Below are 18,899 nucleotides of genomic sequence, written 5' to 3'. Positions count from 1 at the left end.
CTTCTTCTTTTACTTCTACTGGATAAGCAATCCTTTTAACCATAAAAAACACACCTCCGTTAAATTCATTTTACATGAATTCAACAGGGGTGTTTTTATATTTGTCTCATCTTTTGGGGTCAGTTCCGTTTTATTAAAGAGATGCGATGGTTCTTTGACTTTATTGAAAAATAAATTTTTAATTTAATTCCTAATTGTAGTAGAGTTTATTATGGATTAACGATGGTATCCGCTGATCCTGTCGTTAATATGGAGTAACAACTATTTAAGGCACCTTCTACCAAATTTTTCACAGAAGTTTTTGTATAAAAAGCAATGTGAGGCGTATAAAGAACGTCTTCACGCTTGATAAGCTCTTCTAATAGTGGATCTTCTAAAGGTTTATCTGCCCAATTTTTGGTGACATAGGGCATTTCATTTTCATAAGTATCTATTGCACAGCAAGAAATTTGACGACTATCTAGAGCTTCAATCAAACTTTTCGTATCAACGATAGCACCTCTAGCAACATTAATTAAAATTGCGCCAGGTTTCATCTTAGCAAATGTCTCTTTATTAAATAAATGGTGATTTTCTTTGGTTAGAGGAAGGTGAATGACAATCAAGTCAGATTGTTCTAGGAAGTTATCAAAATCATCAATATAAGTCAGGATATCTTCAATATTAGGGTTTTTATATAGATCATAGCCGATAACATTAGCCCCAAATCCTTTGAAAATTTTAGCCGTGATTTGTCCAATTCGACCTGTACCTAAAATACCTACTGTTAAGGAACGTACTTCTGTTGAGATAATTTTTTCATCCCATGTAAAGTCGTGGGCTTTAACTCGGTTTTGAACTTCTTGTGTGTGTCTTAAACAATTGAGAGCGCTACCAACTGCGAATTCAGATACAGAATTTGGCGAATAAGCGGGGACGTTGGTAATTGAAATTCCTTGTTTTTTAGCTTCATCTAGATTATACATGTCGATACCAGCAGAGCGTTGAGCAATTTGTGTAAAACCATCTTCTTTTAACCGGGTATACATGTCATCAGGTATTCCCATAGTTTGTTGTAAACTCAATCCATCGTATCCTTCAAGTAAGTGATAAGTGCTATTGTCAAGTATTTCTGGTGTTGTTGTTAAGTCAACATTGTTTTTATTTGCCCAATTTTTTGCTGCTGTTGCTTCATCATCTCGAGCGCCCATCATTAAAATCTTTACCATGTTCTATCTCTCCTCTTATTTTTATCTAATACAAGCTAAGTATAAGAGGTAGAGAATAAATTCACTAATTGGTTGTTTCTATAGACCTATAGATTTTATAATTTATCGGTTATTTTTTGATTAGTCAAAAACTCTAAACAAAGAGCAGCTTCTGGGGAGAGCGGCTTCCCTTTTTTGTGAATAAAGACAATTTCAAAAGGCTTTATTTTATCACTTAGTGGTACCCAAGCAAGTGGCTTATCTTTATATAATTCTTTTAATTGAACAGGAATAAGTGCAACTATGTTATTTTTTATAACATGGTTTACTAACAATTTATGACTATTGCTCATAAAGTCAATGTCAGGTCTAAATCCAAATTCACGTGCTTTATTTTTTAAAACGTGCCATAGGACATAATCTTTGCTCATTGATGCAAATGTCTGTTTTTTTAATTCTTTGATGCTTAATTCTTTTTTATTAGATAAGGGATGGTCATCTCGCATTAAGACATAGGCATCATAATTAAATGTATGTACTGCGTTTCTTTCAATATCAAGGTTTTCTTCTACTATTGGGAAGGAAACAATCCCGATCTCCAATTCACCGCGAGCAACTTTTTTTTGTGTTTTTACAGACCCATCTTCTTCAATTGTAATAGAGAAGTTAGGGTAAACAGACATAAATTGTTGGATTAACGGCATGTAAACAGGAGAGATGACCGAATTAGATCCAATAGTTAATTCTTTTTTTTTGTAAATATGGTCGGATTCAATCGTTTCTGTCAATGTATCTAGATCTTCTAAAATCTTTTTTCCTTTGTCATATAAAATACAGCCAGCAGTCGTAGGCATCACTTTGTTACCAACTTGATACATAAGTTTTTCACCCAACTCTTCTTGTAATTTATTCATGTTCCAAGAAAGTGTTGGCTGAGTTACGAAAAGATTTTTTGCAGCATTCGAGTAATTTTGAGTTTTGATAATTTCTATAAAATATCTTAACTGTCTGAATTCCATTAATTATTCTCCGTTTCTAGATTTTTTTATGACACTATAGATTTTATCAATTTCAATTATGTGAAATTTAAATCTATAATTTAGTTGTGGTAAAAAATAAAGCGTTTTCTAAAATAAAAAAAGAAATAATTGATAATTTGATTATAACTGAAAGAAGACACTTTATAAAGCGTGAGAGAAAGGACGTGTAAAAATGGTTGTAGGTGATTTTGAGTCAAACTTAGAAACAGTAGTAATTGGTTCAGGACCAGGGGGGTACGTTGCAGCAATAAGAGCAGCTCAATTAGGACAGAAAGTATCCCTAATTGAAAAAGATAATATAGGAGGAACGTGCTTAAATGTTGGTTGTATTCCTTCAAAAGCATTAATTGAGGCAAGCCATCATTATCAAGATGTTAAAAATTCACCGTTTGTAGGAATTTCTTCTAAACAGGCGAGTATAGATTTTTCCGAGGTACAGGATTGGAAAGAAAATAAAGTTGTAAAAAAATTGACAGATGGTGTTAAATTTTTACTTAAAAAGAATAAAGTAGATGTTTTAGAAGGAACAGGCTATTTTATGGATGAAAATAGAATTCGTGTGATGCACGAATTTGGTGGTGACACATACCACTTTGATAATGTCATTATTGCGACAGGTAGTACACCAATCGAGATTCCGGGTTTTAAATTTGGAAAACGTGTATTAGATTCAGCTGGTTTATTGAGTTTAAAGGAGATTCCAAAGAGATTAGTGGTAATAGGTGGCGGGTATATTGGTAGTGAACTAGCTGGAGTATTTGCTAACCTAGGTACAAAAGTAACAATTCTGGAAGGACAAACTTCTATTTTAGGTAACTTCGATAAAAAATTAGTATCCTTTGTGGAGAAATCTTTTGAGAATATGAATGTTTCTATTGAGACAAATGCGCTTGCTAAGCAAGCTGTTACAACAGATGAGAATGTGTCTATAACATATACAGTTGATGGTGAGGACAAAGAAATAATCAGTGACTATGTATTGGTTTCTGTAGGTCGTAAACCGAATACAAGTGAGCTTGGTTTGGAAAGAGTAGGCATCGAAATGGATGAACGTGGACTAATTAAAGTAAACGATCAATGTCAGACAACATTAGACCATGTCTATGCAATAGGTGACATTACCCAAGGGCTTGCTTTAGCACATAAAGCAAGTTATGAGGGAAAAGTTGCTGCTGAAGTTATTAGTGGTAAAGAAGTGGCAGTGGATTATAAGGCAATGCCTGCTGTTTGTTTTACTAATCCAGAACTCGCATCGACAGGATTAACTAAAGCTGATGCTGCTGCACGTGGATATGATGTACAAGTGTCAGAATTTCCGTTTCAAGGAAATGGGCGTGCTCTTTCTATGGGGAAAGCAGAAGGTTTGGTATTACTTATCAGTGATAAAAATACTGGTGAAATATTAGGTGGTCAAATTGCCGGTGTTAATGCAAGTGATTTGATTACGGAAATTACTTTAGCTATTGAAACAAACGCAACCATTGAAGACTTATCTTTAACAGTTCATCCACATCCAACTATTAGTGAAACTATTATGGAGGCTGCTGAAGTTGGATTGGGATTACCGATTCATATATAAAAAATTAATAATAGGAGATCAATCTTATGTCAATTAAAAATACCACACCAAAAGAATTTACGATGAATATTTTAAATGGTGTCGCACTAGGCGTAGTTGTTTCTTTAATTCCAGGCGCATTATTAGGAGAACTTTCTAAAGCACTGGGCTGGTCATTTTCTCTAACCGCAACAGGAATAGCTGCTACTATGATGCCAATTGTAGTAGGTGTTGCTGTCGCAATTAATTTTAAATTTACTCCCATTCAAATTGGTTCTCTTGGAATGGCTTGTGTGGTTGGGTCAGGTGTCGCGCGAGTTAATCCAGACGGTGGCTTTATTTTTCAAGGATCTGGAGATGTTATTAATACAGGTATTACTGCAGCAATAGCAGCTTTATTGATTATTTTATTAGGTGAAAAATTAAAAGCGTTTACTATATTAGTGATTCCCACAATTGTTACAGTTGTTGGCGGAGGATTAGGATTTTTAATCTTACCTTTTATTAAAAAATTAACAATGATGTTAGGAACTTTTATAGCTACTCTAACCGATTTACAACCAGTACCAATGACAATTGCGATAGCCGTAATGTTTGCAATGATGATTGTTTCACCAATTGCTACGGTCGGAATTGCAACAGCAATTTCATTAAGTGGTATCGCATCTGGTGCTGCTAATTTAGGCATTTGTGCAGCTGGTTTTGGTCTTTGTATTGCGGGTTGGAAAGCAAATGCTGTTCCTACGTCATTAGCACATTTTATTGGTTCACCCAAAATGCAGATGGCGAACGTCGTTAAAAAACCAAAAATAATGTTACCTGTTATTTGTAGTGCTGCTATTACAGGATCTCTTGCAGCAATTTTTGATTTACAAGGCACGCCATTTAGTGCAGGATTTGGCTTTAGTGGATTAATTGGACCAATTAATGCGCTAGCATTAAAAGCAGATGGTTGGACAGTTAGTAACATAATAATTACGTTTTTTGCTTTCTTAATTGTGCCAGTTATTTTAGGATTTGTGTTTAATTATTTATTTAATAAGAAATTAGGTATCGCTAGTTCAGACGATTATAAATTAGATTTTAATTAAAGAGAGGAAGAAACAGAATGAGTAAACAAGAGTTTAAATTATTTGATGATATGGTTAAAAAAAGTGAAGAAGCTATTCCATTTATACAAATTTTAGATGAACATGGAAAAATTGTAAATAAAGGCATGAAAAGTTCATTAACAGATAAAGAACTAGTAGATTTAATGAAAACTTTAGTATGGGGCAGAACAACTAATGAGCGACTTATTCTCGCTGGTAGACAAGGTCGTATTGGTAATTTACCTCCGTCTGAAGGCCAAGAAGCATCACAATTAGCCACAATATTTGCAATGAAAAATAATGATTTTGTTTTACCAACTTATCGTGATTTGATTCCATTAGTATATCATGGAATGCCTATGAAAAATGCTATTCTTTGGTATCGTGGCCATATGTCAGCTAACATCTTTCCCGAAAATGTTTATGGCTTACCTGCTCAAACAATTATTGGGTCTCAAATTGTTCAAGCTGCAGGTCTAGGCTATGCTTATCGACGTGATGAGAAAAACCAAGTGTCCTTTACTTATATCGGTGATGGTGGGTCGTCACAGGGTGATTTTTACGAAGGTATTAATTTTGCTGGTGTTTTTAATTCTCAAACTATTTTTATTATCCAAAATAATAAATATGGTATTTCAGTTCCTCGTGAGATGCAAAGTAAAGCTAAAACTTTAGCACAAAAAGCTGCAGCAGCTGGAATACCTGGTATACAAGTTGATGGAATGGATCCGCTAGCTTTATATGAAGCAACAAAAAAAGCTCGTGAGTATACGATGGCTGGTCACGGACCTGTTGTTATTGAAACATTAACCTATCGTTTTGGTGCCCATACATTATCGGATGATCCAACGAGATACCGTTCACAAGAAGAAGTAGATGCGTGGGTTGCTAAAGACTTTTTAAATCGTATGCGTACGTATTTAGGTGAGAAAGGTCTTTGGAATGATGAGCTAGAACAAGAAGTTGTTGAAGCAACAACTAAAGAAGTAAATGAGGCTTTGGACTTAGCTGATCAAGAACCTAAGATGAAGGTATCGCAATTACTGAAAAATGTATACGAAGTACCAACGCCACGTATTCAAAAAGAAATAGAGATGTATGAAGCAAAGGAGGAAATTTAACATGGTAGCTAAAAAGAATATGGTTCAAGCTATTAATGAGGCACTGACACAAGAAATGAAGCGTGATGATAGGGTTATAGTTTTTGGTGAAGATGTCGGCACTAATGGAGGCGTTTTCCGAGTGACGGATGGAATGCGTGATGAATTAGGCGAAGATCGTGTATTTGATACACCTTTGGCTGAATCTGGAATTATGGGAATGGCAATGGGAATGGCCCTTGGTGGTTTTCGACCTGTACCTGAAATTCAATTTTCAGGATTTACAATGGAAGCCATTGATGGATTATTAGGTCAATTATCACGTCATCGCTATCGTATGGCTGGTCGTGAAGGAGTGCCTGTGACAGTTCGATCTACTTTTGGTGGAGGTGTCGGTACGCCTGAGCTCCACTCAGATAATTTAGAGGGATTATTTGCCCAATCACCAGGTTTACGAGTAGTCATTCCAAGTGGTCCTTATGATGCGAAAGGTCTTTTGGTATCTTCTATTCGAAATAATGATCCTGTTTACTTTTTAGAGCATTTAAAATTATATCGGTCAATTACTGAAGAGGTTCCTGAAGAATCATATGTTATTCCATTAGATAAAGCACATGTGATTAAAGAAGGTTCTGATATTACGATTGTAACTTATGGTGCTATGGTTCAAGAGTCTAAAAAGGTGTTAGAGAAATTAGAAAAAGAGGGTATTTCGATAGAGTTAATTGATCTTAGGACAGTAGCTCCATTTGATATTGATACCATTTTAACTTCAGTTAAAAAGACCGGTCGTGTGGTAGTTGTTCAAGAAGCACAACGTTTAACGGGTATAGGCAATCAAATTATGGCTGAAATTGCTGAAGGTGCAATGTATGATTTAGAAGCTTCAATTGGAAGAGTGGCAGCTCCAGACAGTCATTTCCCATTTGGACAAGCGGAATCTATTTGGTTACCTAATGCATCAATTATTGAAGATCAAGTTAGAAAAACATTAGCAGAATAAAAGGAGGATCACCATGGCATATATTTTTAAATTACCAGATGTCGGTGAAGGATTAGTAGAAGCGGACATCATTCAGTGGTTAGTTAAAGAAGGGGATACAGTGAAGGCAGATGATGCATTAGTTGAGATTCAGAACGATAAATCATCAATGGAAATTCCTTCACCTGTATCAGGTATTGTTTCTAAAATATTGGTACCAGAAGGAATTGCTAGAGTAGATGAGGGAATTATTGAAATTGAAACAAATGAAAATGTAAAAGAGGAACCTTCTAAAATAATGACTGAACCTCAAGAAGATTCAGCTATCAATGACTCTACACCTGGTGATTATATCTTTGAATTACCAGATGTGGGTGAAGGACTAGTTGAGGCAGAAATCATTCAATGGTTGGTTAAAGAAGGGGATACAGTGAAGGCGGATGATGCATTAGTTGAAATTCAAAATGACAAATCATCAATGGAAATTCCGTCTCCAGTCTCTGGAGTGGTCACTAAAATATTAGTACCAGAAGGGGTAGCTAAAGTGGATGAGGGAATTATTACGATTCGCACAAGTGATATCGAAACAAGCAAGAACAAGTCTACTAAAGAAGTTCCTGTATCACAATTAGAAAAAAAAGAATCTAAATCTAATCATGCAGTCGGTAAGTCTTCTGTTGGTGTTCGTGCACTACCTTCTGTTCGCCGTTATGCACGACAAAAACAAGTTGACCTTTCTGAAGTTATACCGACAGGACCAAACGGTAAAATTCTAAAAGTTGATGTGGAACATTTCTTAAGTGGGACAAACAAAGCAACAGAGGCTAAATTAATTAACGATAAGCCACAAGTAGCAATAGCGAAAGAAGCTAAACCATCTCTTCCAGTTACAGAGAGTCAAGGAGATTGGGTTGAAAAAATGACACCAACACGTCGTGCGATTGCTAAAGCAATGGTAACGAGTAGAAGTGAAATTCCTCATGTTACTGTTTTTGATAAGTTGCGGACTGAAAAATTGGTGGCACATCGTAATACTTATAAAGAGATTGCAGCAGATGAAAATGTTCGTTTAACATTTTTACCGTATATCGTAAAAGCTATGGTTACTATGCTAAAGGCATATCCATCGTTAAATGCATCAGTTAATATGGAAAAATCAGAAATTATTCATCGTGGAAACATTAATATTGGGATAGCTACGAATACTGATCATGGACTATTTGTTCCGGTTATAAAAAATGCTGATCGAAAAAGTGTATTTGAAATTGCCGAAGAGATTGAACAACTTGCTAAAAAAGCTTTAGATAATAAACTAACAAAAGATGATATGAGTGGATCTTCAGCAACAATTACTAATATTGGTGGTATGCCTGAAGCAGGTGGAGTGTGGTCTACACCAATTATAAATTATCCAGAATCGATGATTATGGGAATTTCACGAATAGCAGATGAAGTAATTGTAAATGATAAGAGGGAAATGGAGATAGCATCTATTATGCGATTATCATTTGCTTTTGATCATCGCTTAGTTGATGGGGTGGAAGCCCAAAATGCTTTGGCAGCATTTAAGTCTGCTCTAGCAGATCCTAATTTAATGTTGCTTAAAAATTAATTTTTTGGAGGTGTGCTAATGGTTATAGAATCATTTGATAGTTTAAAAAAACAATTGTCGCGTACTACACATAATCCTAAACGAGTAGTTGTGGCTAATGCTACGGATGAGCACACATTGTCAGCCATTATGACATTATATAAAAGTAAGACGATAATTCCTATAATTATTGGAGAAAAAGAAGTGATTGTCAGTCAATTGAAGAAGATGAATGAATCTTCTTCAATTGAACAAATAGAAATAATTGATATAAAAGGTGATACGAAAATAGCCGAAAAAGCAGTTTCTGTTATCAGAGATGGCCTAGGGGATATTTTGATGAAAGGACATATTCAAACAAGAGATCTATTAAAGGCTGTAGTTAATAAGGAAACAGGAATTCGTGAAGCCAATGTTCTGTCACATGTAGCAATCAATGAAATACCTTATTATCATAAACTGCTATTTTTAACAGATGGAGGGATGTTGTTAACTCCCGACATAGAGACTAAAAAAGAAATTTTAATGAATGTTTTACTTCTGACTAAAAAATTAGGATATACACATACAAATGTGGCTATTTTAGATGCAAGCGAAACGGTAAATCCAAAGCTGCAAGCTTCAATTGATGCAGCTGAGTTAAAAGACTATTTTTCTAAGATTAATAGTGACGAAGTTACTGTAGAAGGTCCAATTTCATTAGATTTATCTTTAAGTCAAGAAATTGCTGTGGCAAAAAATTATAATAGTTCAGTTGCTGGCAAAGCAGATGTATTATTGGTCCCCGATATTGTGTCGGGTAACCTTTTGGGTAAAAGTATGGTTACTTTTGGACAAGGAAAGATGGCCGGACTTGTTTTAGGTGCGCAGGTACCAATCATTATTACTTCTAGAGGATCTACCACGGAAGAAAAGATTAATTCATTAATGATTGCTTGTGCTATGTAAGGAGGAAATTCTTTGAAAAAAGTATTAGTTATTAACCCAGGTTCTACTTCAACAAAAGTGGCATACTATGAAGATAAACAGGAAATATTAAATAAAAATGTATTCCACGAAACAAGCGAATTATCGAAATTTAAGACAATTGCTGATCAATATGATTACCGGTTGGAATTAATTAAGTTTTTTTTAGAAGAAGAGGGTATTGATTTAACACAATTAGATGCAGCCGTTGGTCGTGGTGGTTCTCTTCCACCTGTAGATGCTGGAGCTTATCTAGTTAATGACGATATGATTGATTGGTTAGTCAACAAGACAAAAGTTCATCATGCGTCTAATTTAGGTGCGCTGTTAGCTAATGGTTTTAAAGAGCAAAGTAAAAAAAATTGTCTTGCGATGATTTATGATCCAATAACAGTCGATCAGTATCATGAATTAGCACGGATATCTGGTTTAAAAGGTGTCAAACGAATTAGTATTGGACATGCATTAAATATGAGAGCTATCGCATTAAAAACTGCAGAGAATATTGGTAAACCATACAGCGAAACCAATTTAATTGTTGCACATTTGGGTAGTGGCTCTACTATTAGTGCACATCACAAGGGACAAATGATTGATTATTCACTTGATGACGAAGGACCTTTTTCGGTTGAACGGACAGGAAGCTTGAGTTTAAAAGAATTTATACCTTTTTGTTATAAGATGACACAGGAAGAAATAATTGCCTGGACAAGAAAAGAAGGTGGAATGATTTCTTATCTAGGTACAAATAGTGGAATTGAAGTAGAAGAACGAATTCTTAAAGGTGATGATGAAGCTCGACTAATCTTTGAAGCAATGGCGTATCAAGTTGCAAAAGGAATTGGTGAATTAGCTACTGTATTAAAGGGTGAAGTTGATCAAATAGTTATTACTGGAGGTCTTGCTTACTCAGAGAGACTTATTAATTGGATTGACGAGCGTGTTAATTTTATTGCACCTGTTTCAAGTATACCAGGTGAATTTGAAATGGAAGCGCTCAGAAATGGTGCATTAAGAGTGTTATCAGGTGATGAAGTAGCAAAAGAATTTAGGTAATCAAGGAATGAGGTTTTTTAAAGGTGCAAGATATTCTTGAATTCAATGATTGTGTCGTTAGTCAGTATGGACATTTTTCTCAAGTAGAGCTTAAAGTGGTTATTTTAGAAAATAATATTGAAACTACCGTCCCTATTTCTTTTTTAAGTGATTACAGTGGTTTATCGCTAAGTATGTTATGGTCTGATGCAGGTATTGTTGACTATAAACAAAGAGGTTTGTTTGATTTGTATTACGCTACGGGTAATAATATGACATTTGATCAAACAAATAAAAGTCTAACAATATTAGATAAAAGTAATAAAGAAGTCATCGTTTATATTTAAAATATCTGGTTTACAAGAACGAAAGATTAATAAATTATAGTTATTATTATTTTTAGTTAAGGAGCGAATTCTTTCGCTCCTTTTTTGTCATTTTATTTATCAAATTAAGCTCAATTTAATATCTTTGTCTCAAAAGATCAAAAACATTATTATGATTTAAGTGTAACACAAATGATTTTTTAGTTATCTAACCTAATTTTACAGTTGGTGTCATAATAATAGCTAACATATTGATGACCTATTAATTTGTATCTATATTTTTAAATTTTTCTATTAAGTATTACCAAAATTTTTATAGATTGTTCATTTTTAATAGTATTTAGTAATAAATTTTCTTCAAAATATTATTTAATTTATTGTAACGTATCAAATTTGATTTAATTTGGTATTATGATAGTAATTGAAAAAGAGTAAGTAATAGAAGTTATTGAAAGTAGGAGAAAATATGAGAAATATAAAACTAACAATCGAATATGACGGTAAGCGCTACTTAGGGTGGCAGCGTCTTAAAGATTCAGATAAAACAATCCAAGGGAAAATAGAAAGTGTGCTGCATCAAATGACCGGCGAAACCATAGAAATCACAGGTTCCGGAAGAACTGATGCTGGTACGCACGCTCGCGGACAAGTCGCTAATTTTAAAACGCAATCTTTACTGTCATCTGCAAAGATACTTAATTTTATGAATCGTTATTTACCACAAGATATTGTGATTAAGCAAGTTGAAGATGTCACTGAGCGGTTTCATGCACGTTTCAACTGTACCGGGAAACAGTACAGTTATTATGTTTGGAACAGTGAAATACCTTCAGCTTTTCAACGATTTTACAGCTTTCAAGAGGAGAAGCCGTTAGATATAGAAAAGATGTCAGCAGCTTGTGAAAAATTAATCGGGACACATGATTTTCAAGGATTTTCAGCTCTTAGAAAATCTAAAAAATCTACCGTGAGAACGATTAAAGATATCACGATTGAACGCGACGGAGACCTAATCCGTTTTAAGTTTGTCGGTGACGGCTTTTTATATAAAATGGTTCGCATTATGATGGGAACACTTCTTGCTATCGGTACTGGTGAATTACCTTTGACAGTAATTGATGAAGTATTAAGCGATAAAGTTCGGCAATCAGCTGGTGAAACAGTTTCTTCTCACGGTTTATTTTTAGATGAAGTTTATTATTAATCAGATGCTGCGTCTAGAAAGAAAAATGTTCTATATTTTTGGTGATTAATAAATACGATATAATAAATAAAATGCATTTTTTAAAAAAAAGGGAGAGAAAGTAATGATTGAAATAAAAGAGCTTAGAAAGGTTTTTGATAGGAAGGTTGCGCTGGATCATTTAAACTTAACGATTCAATCAGGTGAAATATTTGGTTTGCTAGGGCACAATGGAGCTGGGAAATCAACACTTATTAAAATATTAGTTAGTATTTTGAACCCTACTTCAGGAAGTGTAATGATTGAGAATTTGTCTTTAGACACACATCGGCAAGAGTTAAAGAAGCGTATCGGTTATGTTCCAGATTCGCCAGACTTATTTTTACAATTGACAGCATATGAATATTGGTCATTAATGGCAGCGGCGTATAACGTTCCTGAAGATGATTTTTCACAGCGGCTAGATGAATTAATCAATAAATTTTCAATGACAAGCCATCAGACTGAAACAATTGCGAGTTTTTCACATGGGATGCGTCAAAAAACGATGATTATCGGTGCCTTGCTTTCTGAACCTGATATTTGGATATTGGATGAGCCGCTACAAGGTCTAGATCCTCAAGCAGCATTTGATTTAAAAGAAATGATGAAACACCATGCTGAAAAGGGGAATGTTGTTCTTTTTTCCACCCATGTTTTGGATAGTGCGCAACAATTGTGTGATCGTTTGGCAATCTTAAAGCAAGGTGAGCTGATGTATACAGGAACAATGGCAGACTTACTAGCAACACAGCCAAATCAGTCACTGGAAACTATCTATTTATCAATTACTGGACGCCAAAGTATGAATGAAGCGGAGCCGGAGTCAATCTCTAAGGAGGTTGATTAGTATGTTGAATCGTCAATTAAAATCGTTGGTAAAAACTAATTTATTATTTGTGAATCCGCAAGTGACGGAAAAGGCTCGAAGAAAAGGGAAAACCGGTGCAGCTATGATACGATCGATTTTATCACAGTACATCGTGTCAGGCTTGATTTTCATTGTGTTGTATGGGTTGATGATGATATTTGCAGATTTTACAAAGCTTCCAGGTTTATTTACTTACTATATGATGTTATTTACAATATTGGGTTTTTCTCAAGCGATAACGACTATTTTAAATGTTTTTTTTGAGAGTAAAGATTTATCTGCCTATTTACCCTTACCATTTAAACAAGAATCGATATTTCTTGCCAAAATTATTGTTATTAGCCTCACTGTTGTACCGTTTATTTTGCCAATCTTAGTTTTATTTTTAGTGACCTCGATTAAAACCAGCTTAAATCCAGTATTAGCAATTTTCTTAGCAATTATTTCATTTATTGTTTATGTAATTTTATTGTTTGCTGTTTCAAGCATAGTTGTCTTTGGTCTAGCCAAAACACCTATATATAAAAAGCATAAGAAACTAGTTACTACAGGACTACTATTTATTACAATGATCGCGGTAGCTATCAGTTTTATGACTCTGAGTGTATCAGATAGCCCGAATCAAATTGATAAGAAGGTTATTGTGTTTTTTATTCCATGGCACAACGTATTAGCCAATTTTTACAGTACAGACAGTTTGGTATCTATTTTAGGTATAGTTGCTTGTTTGGTACTGCTTTATGTTGTTATTAAAAAAGGAGTTTTACCGAAATTCTATGACCAATTAATTGATATGTCCTCAACTGAGGAGACTATTAAACGCAAGGTTAAAACAAATCAAAAACTATCCACACTTTTATTTTCGTATAATTTTCAGTTGATTAAAAATCCTAATTTATTACTACAAGTATTTTCAAGTTCTCTATTATTTCCGATTATATTTTTGATTGCTATGGGGATAAACGGTTCGTTGAATATGTCAGCTATATCATCAAAGTATACAGTTATTTTCTTTTTGGCCGGTCTTGTTTTTAGTTATCTGATTACAAATCCAATGTCACTCGTTGCTCTCCTCATATCATTGGATAAAGAAAACTATGAATATATTCAAGCGACCCCACTATCAAAGAAATATTATCTTATTAATAAATATACATTCAGTTTACTCTTGCAAGTGGTTCTTATCGTCATTATTACGGGCATAGCTGCAGTAATAATGCACTTAACCTGGCAGTTTTCACTTGCCGTATTATTTGGGGGAATACTCGGAAGCCATATATTTGGTCAGTATTATTTTTGGCGAGACTATCGAATGTTTAATAGTCATTGGACCGAAATTACACAACTTTTTTCAAGAGGTTCGGGTACAATAGGAATGATGCTTATTCAACTAGTTGGTTTTTTAGGTGGTGGTTTACTGATTGGCATTTCATTTTTCTTAATAACTGTCTATCCAAGTATAGTGATGCAGCTATTTATTTTTGGTTGTATCCTTCTTGCAGCTATCACCAGTCAGGTATATTATTCACAAAAATATTGGAGCAAAATGAATTAAACAATGAAGTCTCTTTGTTTTGAATGTTACTTCAAATTACGTTACACTTAATGAAAATATATTATCATTAATGGAGGTCTTTTTATGAAAATAACATATCATGGACATTCTGCTGTAGCTATTGAGACGGATAATCATCACCGTTTGCTAATTGATCCGTTTATTACAGGAAACCCTTTGAGTGATCTAACGGTTGATGATGTAAAAGTAGATTATATTTTGGTCACACATGGTCATGGTGATCATTTGGGTGATACTGTTCAATTAGCAAATAATAATCAAGCGACAGTAATCGCAATACCGGAGATTAATCATTTTGTGAATAAGTTCGGGGTTAAAAAGATACATTCATTGAATATCGGCGGCAGTTATGATTTTCCTTTTGGACGAGTTAAAATGGTGTTTGCTCAGCATAGTTCTGGCTATGAATCAGGAGATACAATGGTCTATATGGGAGACCCGGCCGGATTTATCCTTGAGATAGATGGTAAAGTAATCTATCATGCGGGTGACACAGCATATTTTAGTGATTTAACTTTACTTCGTGAAGATTTTGATATAGATTTAGCATTTTTACCAATTGGTGATAATTTTACAATGGGACCTGTTGACGCTGTAAAAGCTAGTACAGCAGTCAGCGCATCGACAGTTGTACCAATTCATTACAATACGTTTCCTGTAATTAAACAAGATCCTGAAGAGTTTGTCAGACTTTTGCCCGTAGGGATTGGTCAAGCATTAGCAGTAGGAGAATCAATTAATTATTAATTAATAAAAATCTCGTGTTTGAGGACACGAGTTTTCTTATGGTTTTTTTGTTATTTGTGGTAAAGTAAAGGACGACGTAATTATAGGGATAACACGCATTAACTGCTAAGAGGAGAAAGTAATGAAAAAAAAAGTGTATTCACAGAAGAAAAAAAAAGGATTTGAAAAATACCCACGAACGAATGAAACTAATAATAAATTTCGACCAATCGAATTTCATGTGACCGAGTCTGGTGAATTACTAGATTTTTTAAGAACCAACTTAAAGGGACACAGTCGAAATTCTATAAAATCTATTTTGACACGTGGTCAAGTAACAGTTAACGGTAAATCAACGACTAAGCATAATTTTCCATTGGAAGAAGGTCAAGTGGTTTCTGTTCAAACAAATCATAATGCGATGAAAGAGCACTCTTTAAGCGGTCTTCATATTTTATATGAAGACAATGATTTGATAGTTATTGAAAAAGATGCGGGTATTTTATCTGTTGCAACTAATGACGGGTTTGAACCTACGGCAATTTGGCAGTTGAATCAGTACGTTAAACAGGATAATTCAAATAATCGAGTATTTATTGTTCATCGACTGGATCGTGATACATCAGGTGTCATGTTATTTGCTAAAAGTGAAAAAGTTAAGAGGTTGCTTCAAGATAACTGGAAAGATGCTGTAATGGAACGAATGTATACAGCATTAGTTGAAGGGGATGTAAAAAAAGAAAAAGGGACAATAAAGTCATGGTTGACTGAGAGTAAGACGTTTAAGGTACATTCGGGTCCAGAACGACCTGAAGCAAAATTTGCAGTCACTCATTATAAAAAGATAAGATCGAATGATTCATATAGTTTGTTAGAGGTTAACCTTGAAACAGGTCGAAAAAATCAGATAAGGGTACATATGGAAGACATCGGTCATCCAATAGCTGGAGATAAAAAATATGGAGCATCAAGTAATCCGATAAAACGCTTAGGTCTTCATGCGACTACTATCAGCTTTACGCATCCTATATCCAAAAAACAAATGATATTTCGATCAAAAGTACCAAAATCTTTTTTAAAAATGTCTAAATAAAAAAAGCTATCGATATTTTCGATAGCTTTTTTATGTTGTCTTACCTTGAACTAGTTTGACTGGTAAAACGTAATTTTGTTCAAGTAATCTATTTGGCGAATCAATTCGCTGTAGTAAGATGTCTACAATTAAATTTGAAAAGTCCGTCATGGGTTGAGCCATTGTAGTTAATTGCGGAAAATAATTTTGAATAAATTTAGTTCCGTCATATCCTATAATTCGAAGGTCATTAGGAACAGAAATATTTAACTCTTGACAAAGATTAAAGACAAGAATAGCTGTTAAATCATCTGTACAAAAAACACCGTCAAACGTGTAGTTTTCCAAAATCCGTTTGATCTCTAAATTTTTTAAAGCAGTTGATTGAGCCATTGACTGCAAGTGAAATATATTTGCTTTCAGATTATGTTCTTTCAAAAACGACAAGTATCCGTTCAACCGGTCGTTAGTGGGAGAGTTTGAATCATGTGATCCTGTAAATATAGCTAATTTTTGAGAACCCCGCAAGTATAAGTTTTCAGTTGCTAAGTATCCGCCTTGAAAATTATCGCTTCCGATAATAGGAATCTTCTTCGCTAAAAAACGGTCAAAGGAAACGATAGGTAAAGACATATTTTCATATTCTTCAATGCCTAAGTTATGGGCACCCGCGATGATGCCATCCACTTGATTAGCAACTAGCATATTAATATAATTTCGTTCTTTTTCGATATTGTTTGCACTGTCGCATAAGATAGATTTATAACCGCGTTCAAATAGTTGGGCTTCAATTTTTTCGACTAATTCACCAAAAAAAGGATTAGCCACTGTTGGAAAAATTAAACCAATAAGTTGCGACTTTTTACCTTGTAGTGAGCGCGCCAGAGAATTGGGCTGATAATTCAGTTCTTCCATTGCTTGATGAACTTTTTCGATTGTTTTTTGACTAAGTGATCCGTAGTTATTGATGACACGAGAGACAGTTGTGGGTGATACACCTGCTTTTTTTGCTACGTCTGTTAATTTTATTGCCATTTGTATTATTCCTATTCTATTGAATTTAGCTTCCATAATTTTCCGGTGAATTGCTTTTGATTTCCTTGTAAAAAGATATTTGTCTGATTTGATCCTGGAAAAACACGAGAAGAGACTACCTTCTTACCGTGATTGATAAATACTTCAACAGTTGATTCATCAACGAATATTTGAAGGGACAGCTGTCCTTTATCAATGGTAACCATTCTTTCAGTTCCATATTCAGTTGCAAAACTTTCGCCGGCAAGTTTTCGATTTACTGTCATTTTACCATTTTTTGTATCAAAGGCGATATCGATTTTTTTTGAAAGGTTCTCATTAGCAAATAAAGAAAGAGTTCCTATTGCACCTTCTTCAAAATTTAATTCTAGTTCATAGCAATTTTTATCAACTTGATATAGTTTAGTTGCCGAAGAATCTAATTCTCCAGATGAGGGATGACAAGTTTCTCGTAATTCTTTCATTTCAGCAACAGGTCTTTGAATTAATTTATCATCTTCAATTATTAATTCTTTAACAATTGTCAGGCAATGTGCCCATCCAAATTTATCAGTGGGATATGTTATTTCTGGCAGACCAAACCAGCCAATCGATAGTACGCGACCGTCGGGGGCATTAAACGCTTGTGTCGCATAAACGTCAAAACCTTCATCTAAGTTAACAGGAGCAGACACATTGATAAGCTTATTTTTCCTAATATCAAAGTCTTCAGCTAGGACGTAAGAGTTTGGATAAATATTATCGTAAGAGCATATATTTCTGTCCAATCCTTGAGGACAAAATAGCAGAACTGGTTTCTCATCAATAAAAACGAGGTTTGGGCATTCAATCATGAAACCTAAAGGAAGATCACTAAATATTAATTCTCCTAAGCATTCCCAATTTTTCAAGTCAGTGCTTTTATATGTTAAGACTTTACCTTGTAATTGATTATTTTGTGCACCAATGACAATATAATAAGCGTCTTTGCACTGTATCAGTTGAGGGTCTCTAAACTCGGAAGTATAACCGTTTGGGGCTTCAGTAATAAGCGGCTGTCTAATCTTAGTAATTTGGCCGTCATTATTCATTAGTGCGCCCAGCTGATACGATTCTCGTTCCCACTCTTTATTTCTCACATTACCAGTATAGGCTATAAATAAATTTTGATCGACGAGAATGGCAGAACCTGAATAAACACCGTGACTGTCATAATTTGAATCAGGAAGCAAGTGCTCGTTTTCATCAATCCAATGAACTAAGTCAGTCGAAGTTAAATGGTGCCATGATTTAATTCCGTGAACAGGTCCATAAGGATAGCTTTGATAAAATAAATGCCAACGATTATTAAAGAAAGAGAATCCGTTGGGATCATTCAATAGACCAGTCAATGGCTGAATGTGGTAGGACAAACGCCATTCTGAATTTGAAACAGATTGTTTTAAAAAATAATAGTAATCCTTAGACCATTCGTCGTATTTTTTATAGCGTAAGTCGGTTGTCCAATGCGTAACAAGTCTCATCAGTATTTCCTCTTTTCAT

General features: G+C 34.4%; 17 protein-coding genes. 13 read left to right on the top strand and 4 right to left on the bottom strand.

Going from position 1 to position 18,899, the window contains the following annotated elements; all coding sequences use genetic code 11:
* Nucleotides 1-209: 209 nt before the first annotated feature.
* On the bottom strand, nt 210-1,208 hold the full coding sequence (locus CBF37_RS10050) for a D-2-hydroxyacid dehydrogenase (RefSeq protein WP_240626703.1): 999 nt from the start codon (nt 1,206-1,208) through the stop codon (nt 210-212).
* A gap of 95 nt (nt 1,209-1,303) precedes the next feature.
* A complete protein-coding gene (locus CBF37_RS10045) occupies nt 1,304-2,206 on the bottom strand; it encodes a LysR family transcriptional regulator (RefSeq protein ID WP_125984625.1) in 903 nt (300 codons plus the stop codon).
* A 193-nt stretch (nt 2,207-2,399) separates the two neighbouring features.
* Here CBF37_RS10045 and lpdA point away from each other — a divergent pair, with 193 nt between their 5' ends.
* The 13 genes from lpdA (at nt 2,400) to CBF37_RS09980 (ending at nt 16,364) form a co-directional block, all read left to right on the top strand.
* On the top strand, nt 2,400-3,806 hold the full coding sequence (lpdA, locus tag CBF37_RS10040; protein WP_125984624.1) for a dihydrolipoyl dehydrogenase: 1,407 nt from the start codon (nt 2,400-2,402) through the stop codon (nt 3,804-3,806).
* Nucleotides 3,807-3,832: 26 nt separating this feature from the next.
* Nucleotides 3,833-4,876 (top strand): PTS sugar transporter subunit IIC, encoded by a 1,044-nt coding sequence (locus CBF37_RS10035; protein ID WP_125984623.1) that lies wholly within the window; start codon nt 3,833-3,835, stop codon nt 4,874-4,876.
* Between the two features lie 17 nt (nt 4,877-4,893).
* Nucleotides 4,894-5,997, top strand: coding sequence for a pyruvate dehydrogenase (acetyl-transferring) E1 component subunit alpha (pdhA, locus tag CBF37_RS10030; RefSeq protein WP_125984622.1), 1,104 nt, complete (start codon nt 4,894-4,896; stop codon nt 5,995-5,997).
* 1 nt (nt 5,998) lies between these two features.
* Nucleotides 5,999-6,979, top strand: coding sequence for an alpha-ketoacid dehydrogenase subunit beta (locus CBF37_RS10025; RefSeq protein ID WP_125984621.1), 981 nt, complete (start codon nt 5,999-6,001; stop codon nt 6,977-6,979).
* A 13-nt stretch (nt 6,980-6,992) separates the two neighbouring features.
* Entirely contained in the window at nt 6,993-8,570 is a 1,578-nt protein-coding gene (locus CBF37_RS10020) for a 2-oxo acid dehydrogenase subunit E2 (protein WP_125984620.1), read from the top strand.
* Nucleotides 8,571-8,588: 18 nt separating this feature from the next.
* Complete coding sequence (locus CBF37_RS10015; protein WP_125984619.1) at nt 8,589-9,497, top strand: phosphate acyltransferase; 909 nt, start codon at nt 8,589-8,591, stop codon at nt 9,495-9,497.
* Between the two features lie 12 nt (nt 9,498-9,509).
* On the top strand, nt 9,510-10,571 hold the full coding sequence (gene buk, locus CBF37_RS10010; RefSeq protein WP_125984618.1) for a butyrate kinase: 1,062 nt from the start codon (nt 9,510-9,512) through the stop codon (nt 10,569-10,571).
* Between the two features lie 23 nt (nt 10,572-10,594).
* Nucleotides 10,595-10,897: a hypothetical protein gene (locus tag CBF37_RS10005; protein ID WP_125984617.1), complete on the top strand. Its 303-nt coding sequence runs from the start codon at nt 10,595-10,597 to the stop codon at nt 10,895-10,897.
* Between the two features lie 445 nt (nt 10,898-11,342).
* Nucleotides 11,343-12,080, top strand: a complete 738-nt coding sequence (gene truA, locus CBF37_RS10000; RefSeq protein WP_125984616.1) for a tRNA pseudouridine(38-40) synthase TruA — start codon at nt 11,343-11,345, stop codon at nt 12,078-12,080.
* Nucleotides 12,081-12,183: 103 nt separating this feature from the next.
* Nucleotides 12,184-12,948, top strand: coding sequence for an ABC transporter ATP-binding protein (locus CBF37_RS09995; RefSeq protein WP_125984615.1), 765 nt, complete (start codon nt 12,184-12,186; stop codon nt 12,946-12,948).
* Nucleotide 12,949: 1 nt separating this feature from the next.
* On the top strand, nt 12,950-14,524 hold the full coding sequence (locus CBF37_RS09990) for a hypothetical protein (RefSeq protein ID WP_125984614.1): 1,575 nt from the start codon (nt 12,950-12,952) through the stop codon (nt 14,522-14,524).
* An 84-nt stretch (nt 14,525-14,608) separates the two neighbouring features.
* Nucleotides 14,609-15,292: a metal-dependent hydrolase gene (locus CBF37_RS09985; RefSeq protein WP_125984613.1), complete on the top strand. Its 684-nt coding sequence runs from the start codon at nt 14,609-14,611 to the stop codon at nt 15,290-15,292.
* Nucleotides 15,293-15,413: 121 nt separating this feature from the next.
* Complete coding sequence (locus CBF37_RS09980; protein ID WP_125984612.1) at nt 15,414-16,364, top strand: RluA family pseudouridine synthase; 951 nt, start codon at nt 15,414-15,416, stop codon at nt 16,362-16,364.
* A 30-nt stretch (nt 16,365-16,394) separates the two neighbouring features.
* On the opposite strand, the gene CBF37_RS09975 is transcribed toward CBF37_RS09980, so the two are convergent.
* Together CBF37_RS09975 and CBF37_RS09970 are read right to left on the bottom strand one after the other, a co-directional pair.
* The gene (locus tag CBF37_RS09975) at nt 16,395-17,378 is read right to left on the bottom strand and encodes a LacI family DNA-binding transcriptional regulator (protein ID WP_125984611.1); all 984 of its coding nucleotides are present in this window, start codon (nt 17,376-17,378) and stop codon (nt 16,395-16,397) included.
* A gap of 11 nt (nt 17,379-17,389) precedes the next feature.
* Nucleotides 17,390-18,880, bottom strand: coding sequence for a sucrose-6-phosphate hydrolase (locus CBF37_RS09970; protein ID WP_125984610.1), 1,491 nt, complete (start codon nt 18,878-18,880; stop codon nt 17,390-17,392).
* Between the last annotated feature and the right edge of the window lie 19 nt (nt 18,881-18,899).

Source organism: Vagococcus vulneris, assembly GCF_003950515.1.
Classification (GTDB): domain Bacteria; phylum Bacillota; class Bacilli; order Lactobacillales; family Vagococcaceae; genus Vagococcus; species Vagococcus vulneris.
Note: the sequence above shows the minus strand (reverse complement) of the source record. Positions and strands in the feature narration are given on the sequence as shown.